Here is a 20,556-nt window from a genome sequence, read left to right on the forward strand (position 1 = left end):
TGAGACTTTGGTCATGAAAAGAACATTTCAACCGAGCAATCTAAAGCGCAAGCGTTCTCACGGTTTTCGTGCTCGTATGGCGACTAAAAATGGTCGTAAAGTACTAGCAGCTCGCCGTGCAAAAGGCCGCGCTCGTCTTTCAGCTTAATTGAAAGACGCCAAAGTGGGCGAGAATAATTTTTCTAGGGAGTTACGTCTGTTAACTCCCACCCACTTTACCTATGTGTTTGATAACGCAACCCCAGCTGTATCTCCCTCTTTTACTGTTCTAGCCAGAAAAAATACACTTTCAACTCCTCGTTTAGGCATTACGCTCGCGAAAAAACGTATCCGTAAAGCTCACGATAGAAATCGTTTGAAACGATTAGTCAGAGAAAGTTTTAGGCATAAACAGCACAACTTACCCAATGTTGATATTATCGTTATTGGCAAGTCTGGCGCTGACAACCTTAGCAACCAAGAAGTTTTCGCTACATTGGACAAGCTATGGAAAAAATTAAACAAGCGTTGCGGCAACTCTTAATTGCAGTGCCTTTGGCCTTGATAAAATTCTATCAATGGTTCATTTCCCCTATGTTAGGGCAACGATGTCGTTTCCATCCTTCTTGTTCTTGGTATGCTATAGACGCATTAAAAACGCACGGATTAGTAAAAGGCGGTTGGTTATCTATTAAACGCATATTAAAATGCCACCCTTTGCATGCCGGCGGATATGATCCAGTGCCGGAAAAACAACAAGATAAACACTCAAAATAAAGAGACCTCTATGGAATCGCAACGTAGTTTTCTGATAATTGGCCTTGCGCTAGTTAGCTTTTTGCTTTGGCAATCATGGCAAAAAGATTATGGGCCACAGCCAGTTGTGCCTGTTGAGCAACAACAAACGCAAGAGACATCACAAGGCGTACCGTCATTTAATGAAAATGGCAGCGAAGATGTACCAAGTAGTGATAGCGTTCCTGCTGCACAACCTATCGCAGCGGCGCAAAGCTCAAACCGCATTATTGAAGTAAAAACCGATACGCTAGATTTACGCATCGATTTGCTAGGCGGTGATGTGGTATCAGCAGACTTACTTAAGTTTCCGGTAGAGCAAGGTTCAGACATTCCTTACAGCCTACTTCGCTCTGGCAACGGTCTTTATGTAGCGCAAAGTGGCCTAATCGGTGCTCAAGGGCCTGATGCCAGCAGCAGTGGCCGCCCAGTGTATAATGCACAAAGTGACTATTATGAGATGACTGGCGACACTCTTGTTATTCCTCTTACGTGGAAAAACAACCAAGGATTGTCGATTACTAAAACTTTCACTTTCACTAAAGGTCAGTACGACGTAAATGTTAGCTATAACGTTGAAAATGGCACCGGCAGCGCAGCAACGGTTCAGCCGTATGCGCAGCTTAAGCAAGTGATGGAGTTTGAAGACGACAGCAACATGTTTATGCCAACGTACCGTGGTGCTGCATTTTCAACGGAAGATGACCGCTACCAGAAGTACTCGTTCGACGAGATTGAAGATGACAACCTACGCGAAACCACGAAAGCGGGTTGGGTTGGCATGCTTGAACATTACTTTGTATCAGCATGGGTACCTTCACAAGAGCAAACTAACACGCTTTATTCTCGTAACCTGAAAAATCAGTATGCGGTAATTGGTGTATTATCGCCGTCTGAAAGCGTAGCGCCTGGTGAAACCAAAACCCTTGCATCTACCCTTTACATGGGTCCTAAAGATCAAGAAAGCCTAGCGAAGATTGCGCGCGGATTAGACCTAACCGTGGATTACGGTATTCTTTTCTGGATTTCACAGCCGCTGTTCGCCCTTCTTACCTTCCTTCATAGCCTAGTTAATAACTGGGGTGTGGCAATTATCCTTATCACTATTGTAGTGAAAGGCGCGATGTACTGGCTAACTAAGAAGCAATACGAGTCAATGGCACGTATGCGCAACTTAGCACCTAAGATGCAGCAGCTAAAAGACCGTTTTGGCGACGACAGACAAAAAATGTCTCAAGCTATGATGGAGCTTTACCGCAAAGAGAAAGTAAACCCAATGGGCGGTTGCTTACCTCTTCTTCTGCAAATGCCTATCTTCCTTGCGCTTTACTGGGTACTGATGGAAAGTGTTGAACTACGCCATGCAGACTTTGTGCTTTGGATCACTGACCTGTCTACAAAAGACCCGTACTTTGTGCTGCCAATTCTAACTGGCGCAAGTATGTACCTATTGCAAAAACTCCAGCCAACCACCATTACTGATCCAATGCAGCAGAAAATCATGCAATGGATGCCGGTAGCAATGAGTGTATTCTTCCTGTGGTTCCCTGCAGGTCTGGTACTATACTGGCTAGTCAGTAACGTGATTACCTTGGTTCAAGCCAAAATGATTTATGCTTCAATGGAGAAGCGGGGCATCAGCAGTAAATAACACGCTGATCAATGAATTATACAGCCCGCCTATGCGGGCTGTTTTGTCTTAAGAGGAATAACCTGTGCCATCATTTGATATTGTTTCTGAAATCAACATGGAAGAAGTACGTAACGCCACTGAAAACGCAAGCCGTGAGCTATCAACGCGTTTCGACTTTCGCGGTATTGACGCGAGCTTTGAGTACAAAGATAAAACCGTGGTCATGAAAGCTGAAGCTGAATTCCAACTTCAGCAAATGGAAAGCATGTTTAGAACGGCGATGTCTAAACGTAACGTAGACACTTCATCTATGGATGTTAAACCCTACGATGCACACGGTAGAACTTACCGTCAGACCATTACCTTTAAAGAAGGTATTGAACAGCCGATGGCGAAGAAGATTGTGAAGCTGGTGAAAGACGCCAAAATCAAAGTGCAAACGGCTATTCAAGGCGAAGAACTTCGCGTAACAGGTAAAAAGCGTGATGATTTGCAGCAAGTGATTTCGCTGGTTAAAGAGTCGAACTTAGGCCAACCTTTCCAATTTAAGAACTTCCGCGACTAATTATGGAATCACTCACCCTTTCTACCGACACTATTACCGCACAAGCGACAGCGCCCGGTCGTGGCGGCGTAGGTATTGTACGTGTTTCAGGTCCTAAGGCTAAAGCCATCGCTGAGGCGTTAGTACCAAGCGCACTAACACCACGTCTTGCGACCTATACGCCGTTTGTTGATGCTAACAACAGCGTAATAGACCAGGGCATAGCACTGTTTTTTAAAGGGCCTAATTCATTTACCGGTGAAGATGTACTTGAACTGCAGGGCCATGGCGGTCAAGTTGTCATGGACATGCTGATTGATGCCGTGCTTGCAACGGGCCATGCCCGACTTGCCAATCCAGGTGAATTCAGTGAACAAGCCTTTTTGAATGATAAATTAGACCTTGCGCAAGCAGAGGCGATTGCCGACTTGATTGATGCAAGTTCTAAACAGGCAGCAAAAAGTGCGCTGCGCTCCCTACAGGGTGAGTTTTCTACACAAATTCAAACGCTATCTGACCAAATCGTGCACCTTCGTATGTACGTAGAGGCGGCCATCGATTTTCCTGAAGAAGAAATTGATTTCTTATCTGATGGAAAAGTATCAGGTGACTTAAGCGCAATTATGCAAAGCTTAACCAAAGTGCGCGAACAGGCTAAACAAGGCACCCTGTTGCGCGAAGGTATGCAGGTGGTGATTGCGGGGCGACCTAACGCCGGTAAATCGAGCTTATTAAACGCCCTGGCAGGACGAGATAGCGCCATTGTTACCGATATAGCCGGTACCACGCGAGACGTGCTTAAAGAGCATATTCACATTGATGGTATGCCGGTGCACATTATCGACACAGCAGGACTTCGAGAAAGCCCAGATAAAGTGGAACAAATTGGTATTGAGCGCGCGTGGCAAGCTATCAATGAAGCGGACCACGTATTATTCGTTGTAGACTCTACCGCAACTGCTGTTATCGACCCTTATGAAATATGGCCAGAATTTATGGCCCGATTGCCACAAGGCATCCCCGTTACCGTAGTTCGCAACAAAGCCGACCTTAGTACCTTAGATATTGGACAAAGCACGGTTGCCACCGAGCAAGGCGATATCTCAGTCATTAATCTATCAGCCAAAGAAGGTAGCGGCGTCGACACGCTAAAAGCACATCTGGCAAAAACCATGGGCTTCGATACTACAACTGAAGGTCAATTTATTGCGCGCAGACGACACATAGACGCACTCGACCAAGCCTACAGTTATGTAAGCACAGGCGAACAACAACTGCATGACGCTATGGCGGGCGAGTTACTCGCTGAAGAATTGCGCTTGGCTCACCAGGCACTATGTGAGATTACCGGTGAATTCACGTCAGACGACCTACTTGGTAAGATTTTTTCATCGTTCTGTATTGGTAAGTAGCGCAACCAATAAAGTTATAAGTAAGATGGTGAATAACGTAACGGATAAGCCGTACTTACGTTAAGACGACAATTGTAAATAGAGAAGCGACCCAGTAATGAGCAAGCATTTTGAAATCATCGTTGGCACCATGTTAGGTGCCGCAGAATATGTGGCTGATGCCATTGCGGAAAAACTTGATGCGAGCGGGCACACCCACACTATTCACGCAGAACCAAATTTAGATGAGATTAAAACAGAATCAACGTGGATCGTGTGTACATCAACCCACGGTGCTGGCGAATTACCTGACAACATCCAGCCGTTCGCAAAACAGCTAGAGGGCGCGGATTTAAGCGCAGTAAATGCCTACGTTATTGGGCTAGGTGACACCAGTTACGACACCTTTTGTTTCGGCGCAAAAGAAATGGAAAAGCATATTAAAAACGCAGGTGGCACGTTAATTACCGACGCGCTATACATCGATGTGCTAGAACACCCTATCCCTGAAGATGCCGCCGTAGAATGGTTTGACGAAAAGCTGGCCAATGCTTAACAAGCGTTTTTACGTGGAACCAATGCGATGAACAGCAACCTTACCCAAGCTGAACTAGCGGCGTTGCAATCTCCCCTTTCTAACGATTGCCGGGTACTGTATTTACTTGGGCTTCGAACAGGTGCAAATTCGGCAACGACATCGTCGGCACCTATTGATTATAAGCAATTATTGAATTTGCTAAACGGCGACAGCAAAGACGAGCCTTACCAACGCGGTCGTCAAATCAATAGCTTGGTGAAGCAGCTTGAACAAGTGGGTTTGGTTGCCCTGCCCCTTGAACTTGATCTTGAGCATACAATCAACGGGAAAACCCTACTTCTTCCGCTTCTAAGCGAGCCACAATCGGACTTCGACCAACTACATGCCCGTCATAGCGCCATGACCCCTAATTGGACGCCCAATAAGGCGTTGTTTGAAGAAATGGCCTCGCTACTTGGTATTATCGATAAAACATTTGATGACAACGAAGTGGGTGAATTCATTGCTTATTGGTTAGGAAGGCCAAGTTCGGTGTTTAGCGAATTTCAATGGACACAAAAGTTTGCCAACAATATCAAGCGAAAGCGTCTCGCTTCAGGCTACGCCCCAACAAAGGTGGTGGGAACGCAACAAGTGAAAGTTGCAGCCGGCATAGAAGCAGATGATAATGCTAAAAAGCTGGTGGAAAAGTATGCCGCAACTAAGAAGAGTTAATTCGTTATGGATCGTATAACCGACAAAATTGCTAATTTAGCGAGAGCGCTCAACAAAGATGTCGATCCCAATCGTGAATACATCGACTATAAAACGCTTCGTAAGCAGTACGAGGCGAAAGCGAACGAAGAAGTATCACAACTACAGCAGCGTAGTAAAAAAGCCCGTGTAGAGGCTATTCATGGCCGTTCTGATCTGAATCCTAAATGGACCTTCGCCAACTTAGTTGAAGACAGTGACGATGTGATTGAAGCCGTATCGATAGCTCAGTCTTTTATTGCTGCCCATGACGACCCTGCATGGCGTCAAAGCGGCTCGCATATGATGCTGTTTTACGGCGATTACGGTCGTGGTAAATCACATATCGCCGGTGCCATAGCCCATCAACTTATAGAGCAGTACGAAATTTCAGTGCTTTATCGTCAACTGTCTACACTGCTTGAAATGCGCAATTTCTCGTTTGATTTTGGGGCTTCAGATAACGCAGGACAGCGCTTTAGGGAGATCAATCAGGAATTGCTAGACGTCGATCTGCTTATTCTTGATGAAGTGTGTGTAAATGAAAGTGTGTTAAAGAAGAATGCGCAAAGCTGGTTTGGTAACCTGCTAAGACAGCGCTTAGTAAACAAGAAAAACTGTATTTTGATCACCAATCACAATTTAGCCGAACTTGAAAATGCCCTTGGTCCTTACTGTTTTGAGTCGATTAAAGAGTACGATACTTACAAGGTTAGGTTCCAAGGCCCAAGCCGCCGTGAAGGCTTAACCATTGAACAAGAAGACATGCAAGGCTCTGTTTCACAGCCACGCTATCAACCCAACCAGGTGCGCTAATAGCACCTGGTTTCCTATCTCTCTCAAAACCTTGCCCTTACTCTGCTAGGTCTTTTCCTTCATTAAACCTTATTGCATGTTCCTGTTGTGCTAAGTAATAGCGAATCACTTAGTCTGTTGATCCCGCTTTTTACCAAAACGATACGGTTTCAATTCATAGATACACTCAACGATCTCCTTCAGTTAAACAAATAACCATTCTTTCAGACCGACTTCTTCCTTGTAAAAGTGACTGTATTTTGGTCAGCTCCTATGTTTTTCTCCTGAAAAATGGGCTGTTTTGAAAAAATAATCTTGTCGTTCATAAAAACGTGCACTTTTTCTGAAGGTGTTGATAAATGCGATCGGGCGATCTAATCACAGCTTTTGGAAAAGATCTCCTCCACAATGTGATCACGCTATAACGCACGTATCTACACGATCTTTTGATCGCGATACATAAATAGCAAACATTTTATCCCCAGTTGGATCACATCTTGATCACCCCTGTGGATAGGATCCTACAAACCACTGTGCATAAGCTTTGATCGAAAAAAGAATAACTTTTCAAACGATTCGGGGTGTGGATAAAAAGGCCATTTATACACAAGTTTGAGGTAGGGTTATGGATCGGGGTTTCCCAATGTTATTGATCGCGTAACTTGATGATCTTTATGTGCTTTGATCGGTTACCCACAGATCTTGATGATCCTAATAAAAGTAAAAATAAACAGATCTAAAAGAGATCTTAAGATCTTATAATTCGATCACACCTTTTCAAAAACAGGTTTTGAGGAAAATTTAATCATTTTCTTTATCCAATAAGTCAGATAAAATACGCGCCCTTTTTTCAGCAGTCTCTGCGTGAGAAAAATTAGTTTTTAATCGGCTTATCGTAAGTTAATAGTGAGGTTTAACCATGTTTTATGCTGAAGCATTTGATGTCATCGTTGTAGGTGGTGGACATGCAGGTACAGAAGCGGCACTTGCAGCTGCTCGCATGGGTGCAAATACGCTGTTGCTCACTCACAATATTGAGACGATAGGCCAGATGTCGTGTAACCCTGCAATTGGTGGGATCGGTAAAGGCCATCTTGTAAAAGAGATCGATGCGTTAGGTGGTGCAATGGCACTGGCTATCGACAAAGGTGGTATTCAGTTTAGAACATTGAATTCTTCTAAAGGCCCAGCTGTTCGTGCAACGCGTGCGCAAGCGGACCGTACGCTTTACAAAAACGCTATTCGCGACATTGTTGAAAATCAAGAAAACCTAACCTTGTTCCAACAGAGCGTTGACGATCTGATTGTTGAAAACGATCAGGTATGCGGTGTTGTTACGCAAATGGGCTTGAAGTTTAAAGCCAAGTCAGTGGTACTGACAGTGGGTACTTTCCTTGGCGGAACCATTCACATTGGCCTTGAAAACTATCGCGGCGGTCGTGCCGGGGATCCACCGTCTATCGCACTTGCAGATAGACTACGTGCCCTTCCGTTTCGTGTTGACCGTTTAAAAACTGGGACACCAGCAAGACTTGATGCTCGCTCGTTAGATTTTTCTGTAATGCAGCCTCAACCTGGTGACAATCCTACGCCAGTATTTTCGTTCATGGGTGATAGAACCATACATCCTACCCAGATCCCGTGCTATATCACCCACACTAACGAAAAAACCCACGATATTATTCGCGGGGGATTAGATCGCTCACCCATGTTTACAGGGGTTATCGAAGGTATCGGACCGCGCTATTGCCCAAGTATCGAAGATAAGATCACCCGTTTTGCAGACAAGACATCGCATCAAATTTTTGTTGAGCCAGAAGGTTTAAACAGCATTGAAGTTTATCCAAATGGTATTTCAACCAGTTTGCCATTTGACGTACAGATGAACCTTGTCCGCTCGATTAAAGGTTTTGAAAATGCGCACATTGTTCGCCCGGGCTATGCGATTGAATATGATTTCTTTGATCCACGCGATCTAAAACAAACACTGGAAACGAAGTTTATTCGAGGTTTGTTCTTTGCTGGCCAAATAAACGGTACCACTGGCTATGAAGAAGCGGGTGCGCAAGGGTTAGTAGCAGGCGCAAACGCAGCGCTACAAGTTCAAGAAAAAGACCCGATGATTTTACGCCGCGATCAAGCATACATGGGCGTACTTATCGACGACTTAGCTACCATGGGTACGAAAGAACCGTACCGCATGTTCACTAGCCGTGCAGAATACAGACTTCTGCTTCGTGAAGACAATGCCGATAGCCGCTTAACCGCGATGGGCCGAGAGATTGGTCTTGTTGATGATGCGCGCTGGGCGAAATTTAACGACAAGATGGAAGCGGTAGAAAGTGAGCTACAGCGTTTACGCGGTCAGTGGATCCACCCTGATCACGCGGCAACGCCGGAACTTAATACCATGCTGAAAAATCCTGTGAGTCGTGAACATTCTCTTGAAGAGCTGATCCGTCGACCTGAAATGACTTACGGTCAGTTAATGGAAATTGAAAGTGTTGGCCCAGGTCTTGAAGATCCGATTGCTGCAGAGCAAGTGGAAATTCAAATTAAGTACGCCGGCTACATTGCCCGTCAAATGGATGAAATCGCGAAAACGCAGCGACACGAAAACACCCTGTTGCCGGTTGATATGGACTTCAGCAAGATTTCCGGCTTGTCGAACGAGGTTGTAGCCAAGTTAACCGAAGCCAGACCGGAAACAATCGGTAAAGCATCGCGTATTTCGGGCATTACCCCGGCGGCCATCTCTTTACTGCTGGTTTACCTTAAAAAACACGGCATGTTGCGCAAGCAAGAGAAAATCAGTGCGTAAAACACGCGCTTAACTCAACACATTACTCGCAGCGCTTAGTTTTTCCTATTTATTCGCGTATTATGATAATCATAATTGCCTAAACTATGCGAAAACTAGAAAAACTCGGCGCTTTTCACACTGTCCCATTGCACCAATTTACATTCGTTGTGCGGCTTTGATTAATTTATGTGCCTTCTTCAAGCGCACTTGTATCGAGCATGAAGAGCTGCAGTAACAAACGGCTGTAAATGAGCGGCAAATAACGATTTGCTGCGTGTGTTTATGGTGAGGATTGTGTAAAGCAAAAACATTAACGCGAACAGACAGATTTTTCGATGACGATACAGCAAGAATTGCACACCATGTTGGTGTCTGGACTCGATGCCCTTTCACTAGACTTAACTGATAAGCAACAGCAGCAGTTAGTTGATTATGTGCTGCTTATGGACAAATGGAATAAGGCGTATAACCTGACTTCTGTGCGCGACCCTAAACAAATGATGGTGAAACACATTCTAGATTCGCTGGCCATTGTGCCCTTTCTTGATGGTAACAATATCATTGATGTTGGTACGGGCCCTGGCCTTCCAGGTATGCCGTTGGCAATCGCGTTTCCAGATAAATCATTCACATTGCTTGACTCATTGGGCAAGCGTGTACGGTTTATGACCCAATGTGTGCACACGCTTGGATTAACTAACGTAACTCCTGTGCAAAGCCGCGTTGAGGAGCACAATGGCGATACGCCTTACGATATTGTGCTAAGCCGAGCTTTCGCTTCGCTAAAAGATATGTTGCACTGGTGTCAGCATCTGGTAGATTCAGAAGGTCAATTTTTGGCGCTTAAAGGTCAGTTTCCACAAGATGAGATAGACGAAGTGAGTGATCACTTCCATGTGAGCAAAACGGAAAACCTCACTGTGCCAAATTTGGTAGGCGAACGACATCTGGTTTGGCTAAAAAAGAAATAGCCGAAAAATAGAAATAGACGAGAACAGGATCTAACGTGGCTAAGGTAATCGCGATCGCGAATCAAAAAGGTGGTGTTGGAAAGACAACCACCGCAGTTAACGTGGCAGCGTCAATGGCAGCAACCAAACGTAAGGTGTTGCTCATTGATCTCGATCCACAAGGTAATGCGACCATGGGAAGCGGCGTTGATAAATACGACGTTGAATCTACGGCATTTGAATTGTTGATTGAAGAAAAGCCTATTAACGATGTTATCGTTAAAGCGACAAGCGGCAAGTATGACCTCATCGCGGCGAACGGTGACGTAACCGCGGCAGAAATTAAGCTGATGGAAATGTTTGCCCGTGAAGTAAGGCTTCGCAACGCGCTGAAGCCCGTTATGGATTACTATGATTTTGTCTTTATCGACTGCCCGCCTTCGCTAAACCAGTTAACGGTGAACGCCCTGGCGGCTGCCGATTCGGTAATGGTGCCTATGCAGTGTGAATATTACGCACTAGAAGGCCTCACTGCCCTTATGGATACCATTCAAAAATTGGCATCTGTAGTGAATCCAGAATTGAAGATTGAAGGCGTATTGCGTACTATGTACGACCCGCGCAATCGCCTTGCTAACGACGTTTCAGAACAATTGAAGCGCCATTTTGGTGAACAAGTTTATCGCACGGTTATTCCGCGTAACGTTCGCCTAGCTGAAGCGCCAAGCTTCGGTACGCCAGCGATGTATTATGATAAATCATCGACAGGCGCTAAAGCCTACTTGGCACTGGCGGGTGAAATACTGCGTCGTAGGGACAAAACAACGCCTGCACAGGCAAAAGCAAGTTAAACGACAATAAGCTGAACACTATCAGCACATGCCATAGAGGACACTATGTCAGCACGTAAAAGAGGCCTTGGCCGCGGTTTAGATGCGCTACTCGCAACCAGCCAATCATCTGCTCAAAAAGAACAAGATGCCGCCGAGGTAAATTCAACCAACGGTGAGTTAAGCAAGCTCCCTATTGAATACTTAGTGCCGGGCAAGTATCAGCCTCGTAAAGACATGTCACCTGAGGCATTAGAAGAATTGGCATCGTCCATTCGTGCGCAAGGTATTATTCAGCCTATCGTAGTGAGAAAAGTCGACGAGCACCGCTATGAAATCATTGCCGGTGAACGTCGCTGGCGAGCATCACAACTGGCACAGCTAGACGAAGTGCCTTGTTTGGTTAAGAACGTGCCTGATGAAGCGGCAGTGGCCATTGCGCTTATCGAAAATATCCAGCGTGAAGATTTAAATGCCATGGAAGAGGCGCAAGCCCTCGACCGTTTAATGAATGAGTTCGCGCTTACCCATCAAGAAGTTGCTGAAGCGGTGGGCAAGTCACGCACCACAGTGACAAATTTACTTCGTCTGAATAATTTGAACGACGACGTGAAACTGTTAGTCGAGCATGGCGATATTGAAATGGGTCATGCTAGAGCGCTGTTAGCGCTAGAAGGTGATACCCAGTCTGAAACTGCGCAAGTAGTATCGGGCAAAGGTCTTACCGTGCGCGATACAGAAAAGCTTGTTAAAAAGCTTTTGGAGCCAGCTAAACCTAAGCCTGAGAAGAAAGTTGATCCTGATGTGCAAAACCTTATGACACGACTTTCAGAAAATTTAGGCACTCCTGTGAGTATTGACCACAATGCGAAAGGCAAAGGCAAGCTGACAATTAGCTTTAGCGACCTTGAACAATTAGATGGGATTATCTCTAAAATTCAATAGCTTAAAATAAAATTAGTAGAGAAACCCCCTTTGCCTACCCGCAATTGATACGCTGTTCGGTGCAAACGCCGGACACTCTCCTTTCCGGTTATAGCAATAGAAAATTTTCAGAATAACTTTCAAAAAGCGTTGTACTGTTGAAAATTGTCGGTAAAACAGTATACTTCTGACGCTTTTTGTAAGACGTGAACAAGCTGCGAGTAAAAGTGACGAACAAGTTAGCAAAACGCGGGTTAGACCTCGCCAAGAAAGGGCTACTTTTTCAGGCTGTCACGGCCCTAGTCGTTACCGCTTTCGCAGGCGCCGCAGGAGGAAGTCATTCCGCCATGTCGGCAGCGGCAGGCGCTTTAATCAGCATTCTGCCGAACAGTGTTTTTATGGCTTTCGCGTTTCGTTACGCAGGTGCCAGTAAAAACGACCTTGTTGCACGGAGTTTTAGCCAAGGCTCAAAATTGAAGCTGGCACTGACAATCATTTTATTTGTAATTGCTTTTAAAGGCTTAAACGCCGCGCCATTAGAGATTTTCATGGCATTTGTGATTACAACCGCTAGCCACGGGCTAGCCATGTTTCATTACGGTACGAAAGAATAAAGACAGCGCGAGGCGTTGCGATAACGAAAACAACGTATTCGACCGATTGAGACAAAAGAACCAGTCACCAAATTTTTACACTTTACAACTTGGGTTAAACAATGGCATCTGAATACACTACCTCAGAATACATCAAGCACCACTTGACCAATGCCACCATGTGCTCAACTGACAACGGAATTGCTTTTAACAAAGCGTGTTCTGACGCCGGTTTTTGGGCATGGCATGTTGATACACTGGCATGGTCTATCGGTCTTGGTCTTCTTTTCCTAATCATCTTTAGAAGCGTTGCTTCAAAAGCGACAACCGGCGTACCTGGCAAAATGCAGGCGTTTGTTGAGCTAGTTGTTGAGTTTGTTGACGACAACGTTAAAAGCACCTTCCACGGTAAGAGCGCACTTATCGCGCCATTAGCGCTAACTATCTTTGTATGGGTATTGCTAATGAACCTTATGGATTTGGTGCCAGTTGATCTAATTCCATGGGTGTCTGGTCTTATCGGCCAAGCGGCTTTTGGCATGGATCCACACGACGTTTACAATAAGGCAGTTCCAACCACTGACCTTAATTTGACGTTCGCACTGGCTTCAGGCGTGTTTATTCTTATTCTTTTCTACTCAATCAAGATGAAAGGCATCGGTGGTTTTGCGAAAGAACTTACTATGCAGCCTTTCGGTCACCCTATCTTTATTCCGGTGAACTTTATTCTTGAAACCGTTACTTTGCTTGCGCGTCCGCTTTCACTAGCACTGCGTTTGTTCGGTAACTTGTATGCCAGTGAGCTAATCTTCATTTTGATTGCTACAATTGGTTATTTCCAGCTTCCACTGCACTTCATGTGGGCTGTGTTCCATATTCTGGTACTTCCGCTTCAAGCGTTTATTTTCATGATGCTTACCATCGTGTACTTAAGCCTGGCGTGTGAAGACCACTAAGCATTAACGGGTGTCGGTTTTGATTTTTAATCGACACCGTTTTTACAGAGTTTGACTTTTAAACATTAACTTTAAATTTAACTTAAATCGGAGACGTAAATGTTATACATCGCTGTTGCACTACTGATTGGTCTTGGTGCCCTAGGTACCGCTATTGGTTTCGGTCTACTAGGTGGTAAATTCCTTGAATCTGCTGCTCGTCAACCTGAACTAGCACCTCAACTACAAGTTAAGATGTTCATCGTAGCGGGTCTTATCGACGCCATCGCGATGATCGGTGTTGGTATCGCTCTATACCTATTGTTCGCTGTTGGTGCCTAATTCTACTAAACACTTTTTTAGCGAACTTTAAGAGGAGGGGCGATTGTGAATTTTAACGCCACTTTTATTGGTCAATTAATCGCCTTCGCTGTGTTCGTGGTGTTCTGCATGAAATATGTATGGCCTCCACTAATGGCAGCGATTGAAGAACGTCAGAAGAAAATTGCCGATGGGCTTGAAGCTTCTGAGCGTGCAGAGAAAGACCTAGAGCTTGCTCAAGCGAAAGCTACTGAGCAATTGAAAGATGCGAAAGCGCAAGCAGCTGAAATTATCGAGCAGGCTAAAAAGCGTGCCAACCAATTGGTTGACGAAGAAACGCAAAAAGGCCATGCGGAACGCGAAAAAATTATCGCTTCTGGTTATGCCGAGATTGAAGCTGAACGCAATCGTGCCAAAGAAGATTTGCGCAAGCAGGTTTCTGCACTTGCAGTAGCTGGCGCACAGCAAATCTTACAACGTGAAATCGATGCAAACGCACAAAACGACATTGTTGAAAAACTTGTCGCTGAGCTTTAATAGGGAGATGAGCCATGTCTGAATTGACAACCGTTGCTCGTCCTTATGCTAAAGCTGCTTTCGATTTTGCTGTCGAGAAAGACGCCGTTGCAAAATGGCAAGAAATGCTCGCCTTTGCAGGCGCTGTAGCAGCGAACGATGACATGCACCAGCTTTTGTCTGGTGCGGTTGCCGCTGACACGCTTGCCGACATTTTTAACAATGTTTGTGGTGAGCAACTCGACGAACACGGCCAAAACCTGGTTAAGGTTTTGGCTGAGAATAAACGTTTAGCCGCGTTGCCTGAAATTTCTACTTTGTTTGATGCATTTAAAGCAGATTACGACAAAGAAATAGAAGTGGACGTAACCTCAGCATCTACGCTGACTGATGCGCAACAAAATGAGTTGGTTGCATCTTTGGAAAAACGTTTGGCACGTAAAGTGAAGCTTTATTGTAACGTGGACCCTGCCCTGATCGCTGGAATGGTAATTAATGCCGGCGATACAGTTATTGATGGTTCCGTAAAGTCGAAATTGAACCGTCTAGCAGACGCGTTGCAAGCATAACGGGGATAAGAGCATGCAACTTAATTCCACTGAAATTGCTGAACTGATCAAGAAAAGAATTGAACAGTTCAATGTAAGCAGTGAAGCACGTAATGAAGGTACTATCGTCGCAGTAACTGACGGTATTATCCGCATTCATGGCCTTGCCGATGTAATGCAAGGTGAAATGATCGAGCTTCCTGGAAGCCGTTACGCAATTGCACTAAACCTTGAGCGAGACTCTGTAGGTGCAGTTGTTATGGGTCCTTATGCGGACCTTAAAGAAGGCGATAAAGTACAATCTACTGGTCGTATTCTTGAAGTACCAGTAGGTAACGCACTACTAGGTCGTGTTGTAAACACACTAGGTGAGCCTATCGATGGTAAAGGCGCAATCGATGCAGCTGGTTTCGAACCAGTTGAAAAAATTGCACCTGGCGTAATCGAGCGTCAATCGGTAGACCAGCCAGTACAAACTGGTTATAAGTCAGTTGACGCCATGATCCCAGTAGGTCGTGGTCAGCGTGAGCTTATCATCGGTGACCGTCAGTGTGGTAAAACAGCAATGGCTGTTGACGCTATCATCAACCAAAAAGGTACAGGCATTAAGTGTGTGTACGTAGCGGTTGGTCAGAAAGCATCTACTATCGCTAACGTAGTACGTAAACTAGAAGAGCACGGTGCACTTGACCACACTATCGTGGTTGCAGCATCTGCATCTGAGTCTGCAGCGCTTCAATACCTAGCGCCTTACTCTGGTTGTACTATGGGTGAATTCTTCCGTGACCGCGGTGAAGACGCGCTAATCGTATATGATGATTTGTCTAAGCAAGCTGTTGCTTACCGTCAAATCTCACTACTACTTAAGCGTCCACCAGGCCGTGAAGCTTACCCAGGTGACGTATTCTACCTTCACTCACGTCTACTAGAACGTGCTGCACGTGTAAACGAACAATACGTTGAGCGTTACACAAACGGCGAAGTGAAAGGTAAGACAGGTTCATTGACTGCGCTTCCAATTATCGAAACGCAAGCTGGTGACGTATCTGCATTCGTACCAACTAACGTAATCTCAATTACCGACGGTCAGATCTTCCTAGAAACTGACTTGTTTAACGCAGGTATCCGTCCAGCGGTTAACGCTGGTATCTCGGTATCTCGTGTTGGTGGTGCTGCACAGACTAAAATCATCAAGAAGTTGGGTGGCGGTATCCGTCTAGCCCTAGCTCAGTATCGTGAACTTGCGGCGTTCTCGCAGTTTGCTTCTGACCTTGATGATGCAACTCGTGAGCAACTTGAGCACGGTGAGCGCGTAACTGAGCTAATGAAGCAGAAGCAGTACGCACCACTTTCAATTGCTGATATGGGTGTATCTCTGTTCGCGGTAGAAAAAGGTTTCCTTAAGGGTATCGAGCTTAACAAAATCCTAGATTTTGAAGCCGCTCTTCACTCTTACATGAACAGCGAACACGCTGACCTTATGAAGACTATCAATGAATCAGGTAACTACAACGACGAGATTGCCTCTAAGTTGAACGACGCTTTAACAAACTTTAAAGCGACACAAACTTGGTAATCAATGGTGCTGGTGTTTAACCACCAGCGCAATTCGTTGAGTAATCGGAGAGATAGTCATGGCCAGCGGTAAAGAAATAAAAGGTAAGATTGGGAGTATCAAAAATACTCAGAAGATTACCAGTGCGATGGAAATGGTTGCTGCGTCTAAAATGAAAAAGGCGCAGGAACGCATGGCTTCTGGCCGTCCATATGCACAAAATATGCTTAAAGTGATTGGTCACATTGCAAACGGTAACCTTGAATATCGCCATCCTTATTTGGAAGAGCGTGAAGTCAAGCGCGTCGGTTACATTGTGATTTCCACTGACCGAGGCTTATGTGGTGGCTTGAACACCAATGAATTTAAGCTCGTCACTCAAGACGTCAAAAAATGGCGTGAACAGGGTGTAGAAGTGGATTTTGCTGCATTAGGTTCTAAGGCGTGCAGTTTCTTCAACCGCTTTGGTGGCAAGTTGCTTGCTGCTGAATCTGGTTTAGATGACAAGCCGTCTGTGAGCGATGTAGTGGGTGTTGTACGCGTTATGCTTAAAGCGTACGACGAAGGACAAATTGACCGAGTATTCTTGGTATTCAATGACTTCGTTAACACCATGACACAGAAACCTGTGATCAATCAGTTATTGCCTTTGCCAAAGTCAGAAGACGAAGAATATCAACATCGTTGGGACTACATCTACGAGCCAGATCCAAAAGAAATTTTGGAAGCACTAATGGTTCGTTACATTGAGTCTCAGGTGTATCAGGGTGTTGTAGAAAACGCGGCGTCAGAACAAGCTGCGCGAATGGTTGCCATGAAGGCAGCAACCGACAACGCCGGTAACCTCATTGATGAGTTACAACTGGTATATAACAAAGCGCGTCAGGCTGCAATCACACAAGAAATCAGTGAGATTGTGAGCGGTGCCGCAGCGGTGTAGGCAAAGGTTTAAAAGAGATAACGAGGACAAATTATGAGTCAAGGTAAGGTCGTCCAAATCATTGGCGCCGTTGTGGATATTGAATTTCCACAAGATGCGGTACCAAGAGTTTATGACGCACTACGAGTTACCGAAGGTGACTTGTCAGGTCTAACCCTGGAAGTGCAACAGCAATTAGGTGGTGGTGTTGTTCGTGGCATCGCACTAGGTACTACTGACGGACTAAAACGTGGTCTTGCAGTAGAAAATACCGGTAACCCAATCATGGTTCCAGTTGGTACGAAGACACTTGGTCGTATCATGGACGTATTGGGTAACCCAATCGACGAAGCAGGTCCAATTGGTGAAGAAGAGCGTATGTCTATTCACCGTGAAGCGCCTAGCTACGAAGATCAGTCTAGCTCGGTAGAACTACTAGAAACTGGTATCAAAGTAATCGACTTGGTTTGCCCATTCGCTAAGGGTGGTAAAGTTGGTCTATTCGGTGGTGCGGGTGTAGGTAAAACCGTAAACATGATGGAACTTATCCGTAACATCGCAATCGAGCACAGCGGTTTCTCAGTATTCGCGGGTGTTGGTGAGCGTACGCGTGAGGGTAACGACTTCTATCACGAAATGAACGAATCAAACGTACTTGATAAAGTATCGCTTGTATACGGTCAGATGAACGAGCCACCGGGTAACCGTCTACGTGTTGCACTTACCGGTCTAACAATGGCTGAGAAGTTCCGTGACGAAGGCCGTGACGTTCTATTCTTCGTAGATAACATCTATCGTTATACCCTAGCAGGTACTGAAGTATCAGCACTTCTAGGTCGTATGCCATCTGCGGTAGGTTACCAGCCTACTCTTGCAGAAGAGATGGGTGTACTTCAGGAACGTATTACGTCAACGAAGACAGGTTCAATCACTTCAATCCAAGCGGTATATGTACCTGCGGATGACTTGACTGACCCATCTCCAGCGACAACCTTTGCTCACTTGGATGCAACGGTAGTACTTTCTCGTGATATCGCGTCTCTTGGTATCTACCCTGCGGTAGACCCACTAGATTCAACGTCTCGTCAGCTAGACCCGCTAGTAATTGGTCAAGAGCACTATGACGTAGCACGTGGCGTACAGACTGTTCTTCAGCGCTATAAAGAGCTGAAAGACATCATCGCGATCCTAGGTATGGACGAACTATCTGAAGAAGACAAGCAAGTGGTATCACGTGCTCGTAAGATTCAGCGTTTCCTATCTCAGCCGTTCTTCGTAGCAGAAGTATTTACTGGTGCACCTGGTAAATATGTATCGCTAAAAGACACAATCAGTGGCTTTAAAGGCATTCTAGACGGTGAGTACGATCACCTTCCAGAGCAAGCCTTCTACATGGTTGGTTCTATCGAAGAAGCGCTAGAGAAAGCCAAGAAAGCATAATGACAGGGCTAGCAGTTGCTAGCCTAGCATCATGCTAACGTACCTAATCAGGAGGTTCACATGGCAATGACAGTACATTTGGACGTAGTAAGCGCGGAGAAAGCGATTTTCTCAGGTCGCGTTGAAGCGATTCAGGTGACAGGTAGCGAAGGTGAGCTGGGTATTCACCCAGGGCACGCGCCACTTATCTCTGCTATTAAACCTGGTATGGTGCGTTTGGTTAAACAGCACGGTGAAGAAGAAGTAATCTATGTTGCAGGTGGTGTACTAGAAGTACAACCTGGCAATGTTACCGTACTGGCTGATACCGCGGTTCGAGCTGAAGATCTTGACGAGCAGGCAGCAGAAGAAGCCAAACGACGTGCAGAAGAGCACATCGCCAACCCAGGCGCTGACTTTAACTACGCTGAAGCAGCTCACGAGCTTGCAGAAGCTATTGCTCAACTTCGTCTTATTCAGAAGTTACGCAAATAAAAAGCACAGCTTTGAAAAAACCCGCCAAATGGCGGGTTTTTTATTGCCGAACGAAAAGTGGTCGTTCACATTCTCTTACGTTTATTTTTATTGCTATCGCACTACACAAAGCTTATCGTTAGAGCGTTTTAACCGATTTAAATTAAAACGTAATAGGCGCTAATTCTAGTGCCACCTTTGCCTGTAACGAATTATAGAAATGAAGCTTAACCCGTATTCCAACATGCACAAAGGTGCCTCTATTGGATTTTTTCCTCTGCTAACAACACTGATTTTACTTTCAGTGCATTATTTTACGGGTGCGTTAGATTGGCCTGAAGTGGGAAATGTACGTGCACAGCGCGACTTCAACTCTGCTATTGGTATGTCGCTTATTACAGGATACTTTTGGTTTGCGCTTCGTTTAATGCATCAAAACGTGGCTAGCACCCTTATTTCTTTGCTTGTAAAAACCAACCAGCTTAGTCAGTTTTCGGCGCATAGGCGAGAACTCGCCATTGAATTTAGACACCATATTTTCAATGCAATCATCATTTCTATTATGATCACGATTGTGTACTGCATATTCGAAGGATTGATCACGGTAAAACAAGAAATACACGTTTTATTCTTAACGGCCACAGCCGTCCCCTTTTGGTTCTTGGCCATTTTATTTTTGTTTCAGATTTCTTCCAACATTAAGTACCTAACTTCTAAAGTTTTGCCCCAAGCCGGTGGAAATATTGACCGACTTAAGTCCATCATGACGATTTTAAAATTAGGAACAACTAACAGCATATTTGCGATGGGGGCACTGGCCATTTTTCCTATCTTTTGGTTGAAAAAAGACATTCCTTCCATTGATGTACTAGTAGTGACGTTCTTTACGGGGATAGTGAGCGTTTATCTATTTTGGCCGGTAATAAAGCTTAAAAGTATGCTTGAGAAAGAGCAGAAAGCTGCTGTTCTGCACCTAGAGGAAAACATAGAAGACGGTATTAAACGATGTGCAAAGCACGAAGAATTCTCTACAGCTGCGTCAATTGAGCAACTAGAAAGCGAAAAAGAACGAGTCTTAAAAATGGGGGCGAGGGTTTTTGCCCCAAGAGATAAGGCTAGAGTGGCTGCGTGTATTGCGTTAATACCGATTTCTTGGGTTCTATTGTTCATTGTTGAATGGTTAATTCAACTCCCTCGCTATCATTAGTCTATTCGGGTCTGTTGTTCTTTGCCTTATCTTTTCGCAGCGGTCTATGTGGTATCTAGACAAGGCTCGCTTAATCCCTTCTCGCACCCTAACAGCTATTAATAATTGTCGTATTCACATTGCGTTGGTATGGTAAATCTTCTTAGGTCATAGAG

At 45.1% G+C, this 20,556-nt stretch carries 23 protein-coding genes; all 23 read left to right on the forward strand.

Going from position 1 to position 20,556, the window contains the following annotated elements; genetic code table 11:
• Positions 1-13: 13 nt before the first annotated feature.
• The 23 genes from rpmH (at position 14) to MHN00_RS08130 (ending at position 20,401) form a co-directional block, all read left to right on the forward strand.
• Positions 14-148 (forward strand): 50S ribosomal protein L34, encoded by a 135-nt coding sequence (gene rpmH, locus MHN00_RS08020; RefSeq protein WP_014290886.1) that lies wholly within the window; start codon positions 14-16, stop codon positions 146-148.
• Positions 149-163: 15 nt separating this feature from the next.
• Positions 164-523 (forward strand): ribonuclease P protein component, encoded by a 360-nt coding sequence (gene rnpA, locus MHN00_RS08025; protein ID WP_015000154.1) that lies wholly within the window; start codon positions 164-166, stop codon positions 521-523.
• Entirely contained in the window at positions 508-756 is a 249-nt protein-coding gene (gene yidD / locus MHN00_RS08030) for a membrane protein insertion efficiency factor YidD (RefSeq protein ID WP_014951464.1), read from the forward strand. The genes rnpA and yidD overlap by 16 nt, the downstream gene beginning before the upstream one ends.
• 10 nt (positions 757-766) lie before the next feature.
• On the forward strand, positions 767-2,425 hold the full coding sequence (gene yidC, locus MHN00_RS08035) for a membrane protein insertase YidC (RefSeq protein ID WP_239300878.1): 1,659 nt from the start codon (positions 767-769) through the stop codon (positions 2,423-2,425).
• A 64-nt stretch (positions 2,426-2,489) separates the two neighbouring features.
• Complete coding sequence (locus MHN00_RS08040) at positions 2,490-2,972, forward strand: YajQ family cyclic di-GMP-binding protein (RefSeq protein ID WP_014977844.1); 483 nt, start codon at positions 2,490-2,492, stop codon at positions 2,970-2,972.
• A gap of 2 nt (positions 2,973-2,974) precedes the next feature.
• On the forward strand, positions 2,975-4,363 hold the full coding sequence (mnmE, locus tag MHN00_RS08045) for a tRNA uridine-5-carboxymethylaminomethyl(34) synthesis GTPase MnmE (RefSeq protein ID WP_071816526.1): 1,389 nt from the start codon (positions 2,975-2,977) through the stop codon (positions 4,361-4,363).
• Between the two features lie 97 nt (positions 4,364-4,460).
• The gene (mioC, locus tag MHN00_RS08050; protein WP_014977843.1) at positions 4,461-4,898 is read left to right on the forward strand and encodes an FMN-binding protein MioC; all 438 of its coding nucleotides are present in this window, start codon (positions 4,461-4,463) and stop codon (positions 4,896-4,898) included.
• Between the two features lie 27 nt (positions 4,899-4,925).
• On the forward strand, positions 4,926-5,594 hold the full coding sequence (locus MHN00_RS08055; protein ID WP_049586378.1) for a DnaT-like ssDNA-binding domain-containing protein: 669 nt from the start codon (positions 4,926-4,928) through the stop codon (positions 5,592-5,594).
• A gap of 6 nt (positions 5,595-5,600) precedes the next feature.
• Positions 5,601-6,428, forward strand: a complete 828-nt coding sequence (locus MHN00_RS08060) for an ATP-binding protein (RefSeq protein ID WP_014951458.1) — start codon at positions 5,601-5,603, stop codon at positions 6,426-6,428.
• An 898-nt stretch (positions 6,429-7,326) separates the two neighbouring features.
• Positions 7,327-9,228, forward strand: a complete 1,902-nt coding sequence (mnmG, locus tag MHN00_RS08065; protein ID WP_239300879.1) for a tRNA uridine-5-carboxymethylaminomethyl(34) synthesis enzyme MnmG — start codon at positions 7,327-7,329, stop codon at positions 9,226-9,228.
• A 317-nt stretch (positions 9,229-9,545) separates the two neighbouring features.
• Positions 9,546-10,181 (forward strand): 16S rRNA (guanine(527)-N(7))-methyltransferase RsmG, encoded by a 636-nt coding sequence (gene rsmG / locus MHN00_RS08070; protein WP_239300880.1) that lies wholly within the window; start codon positions 9,546-9,548, stop codon positions 10,179-10,181.
• 35 nt (positions 10,182-10,216) lie between these two features.
• Positions 10,217-11,011 (forward strand): ParA family protein, encoded by a 795-nt coding sequence (locus tag MHN00_RS08075; protein ID WP_014951455.1) that lies wholly within the window; start codon positions 10,217-10,219, stop codon positions 11,009-11,011.
• A 45-nt stretch (positions 11,012-11,056) separates the two neighbouring features.
• Positions 11,057-11,935, forward strand: a complete 879-nt coding sequence (locus tag MHN00_RS08080; RefSeq protein WP_014951454.1) for a ParB/RepB/Spo0J family partition protein — start codon at positions 11,057-11,059, stop codon at positions 11,933-11,935.
• A gap of 206 nt (positions 11,936-12,141) precedes the next feature.
• Entirely contained in the window at positions 12,142-12,528 is a 387-nt protein-coding gene (locus MHN00_RS08085) for an ATP synthase subunit I (protein WP_014977839.1), read from the forward strand.
• A 101-nt stretch (positions 12,529-12,629) separates the two neighbouring features.
• Complete coding sequence (gene atpB, locus MHN00_RS08090) at positions 12,630-13,463, forward strand: F0F1 ATP synthase subunit A (protein WP_012520223.1); 834 nt, start codon at positions 12,630-12,632, stop codon at positions 13,461-13,463.
• Positions 13,464-13,562: 99 nt separating this feature from the next.
• Positions 13,563-13,784 carry a F0F1 ATP synthase subunit C gene (atpE, locus tag MHN00_RS08095; RefSeq protein WP_012520222.1) on the forward strand — a complete coding sequence of 74 codons (222 nt, stop codon included), beginning with the start codon at positions 13,563-13,565 and terminating at the stop codon, positions 13,782-13,784.
• A 45-nt stretch (positions 13,785-13,829) separates the two neighbouring features.
• Positions 13,830-14,300, forward strand: coding sequence for a F0F1 ATP synthase subunit B (gene atpF / locus MHN00_RS08100; RefSeq protein WP_014951452.1), 471 nt, complete (start codon positions 13,830-13,832; stop codon positions 14,298-14,300).
• Positions 14,301-14,314: 14 nt separating this feature from the next.
• Positions 14,315-14,848, forward strand: a complete 534-nt coding sequence (gene atpH / locus MHN00_RS08105) for a F0F1 ATP synthase subunit delta (protein ID WP_239300881.1) — start codon at positions 14,315-14,317, stop codon at positions 14,846-14,848.
• Between the two features lie 13 nt (positions 14,849-14,861).
• Positions 14,862-16,403 (forward strand): F0F1 ATP synthase subunit alpha, encoded by a 1,542-nt coding sequence (gene atpA / locus MHN00_RS08110; RefSeq protein WP_014951450.1) that lies wholly within the window; start codon positions 14,862-14,864, stop codon positions 16,401-16,403.
• Between the two features lie 58 nt (positions 16,404-16,461).
• Positions 16,462-17,322, forward strand: coding sequence for a F0F1 ATP synthase subunit gamma (gene atpG / locus MHN00_RS08115; RefSeq protein WP_239300882.1), 861 nt, complete (start codon positions 16,462-16,464; stop codon positions 17,320-17,322).
• Between the two features lie 33 nt (positions 17,323-17,355).
• Entirely contained in the window at positions 17,356-18,741 is a 1,386-nt protein-coding gene (gene atpD, locus MHN00_RS08120) for a F0F1 ATP synthase subunit beta (RefSeq protein ID WP_014951449.1), read from the forward strand.
• Positions 18,742-18,801: 60 nt separating this feature from the next.
• A complete protein-coding gene (locus tag MHN00_RS08125; protein ID WP_014951448.1) occupies positions 18,802-19,215 on the forward strand; it encodes a F0F1 ATP synthase subunit epsilon in 414 nt (137 codons plus the stop codon).
• A 199-nt stretch (positions 19,216-19,414) separates the two neighbouring features.
• On the forward strand, positions 19,415-20,401 hold the full coding sequence (locus MHN00_RS08130) for a hypothetical protein (protein ID WP_039228875.1): 987 nt from the start codon (positions 19,415-19,417) through the stop codon (positions 20,399-20,401).
• The last annotated feature ends 155 nt before the right edge of the window (positions 20,402-20,556 follow it).

The sequence above is a fragment of the Alteromonas sp. Cnat2-8 genome, assembly GCF_022348355.1.
Taxonomy (GTDB): domain Bacteria; phylum Pseudomonadota; class Gammaproteobacteria; order Enterobacterales; family Alteromonadaceae; genus Alteromonas; species Alteromonas macleodii.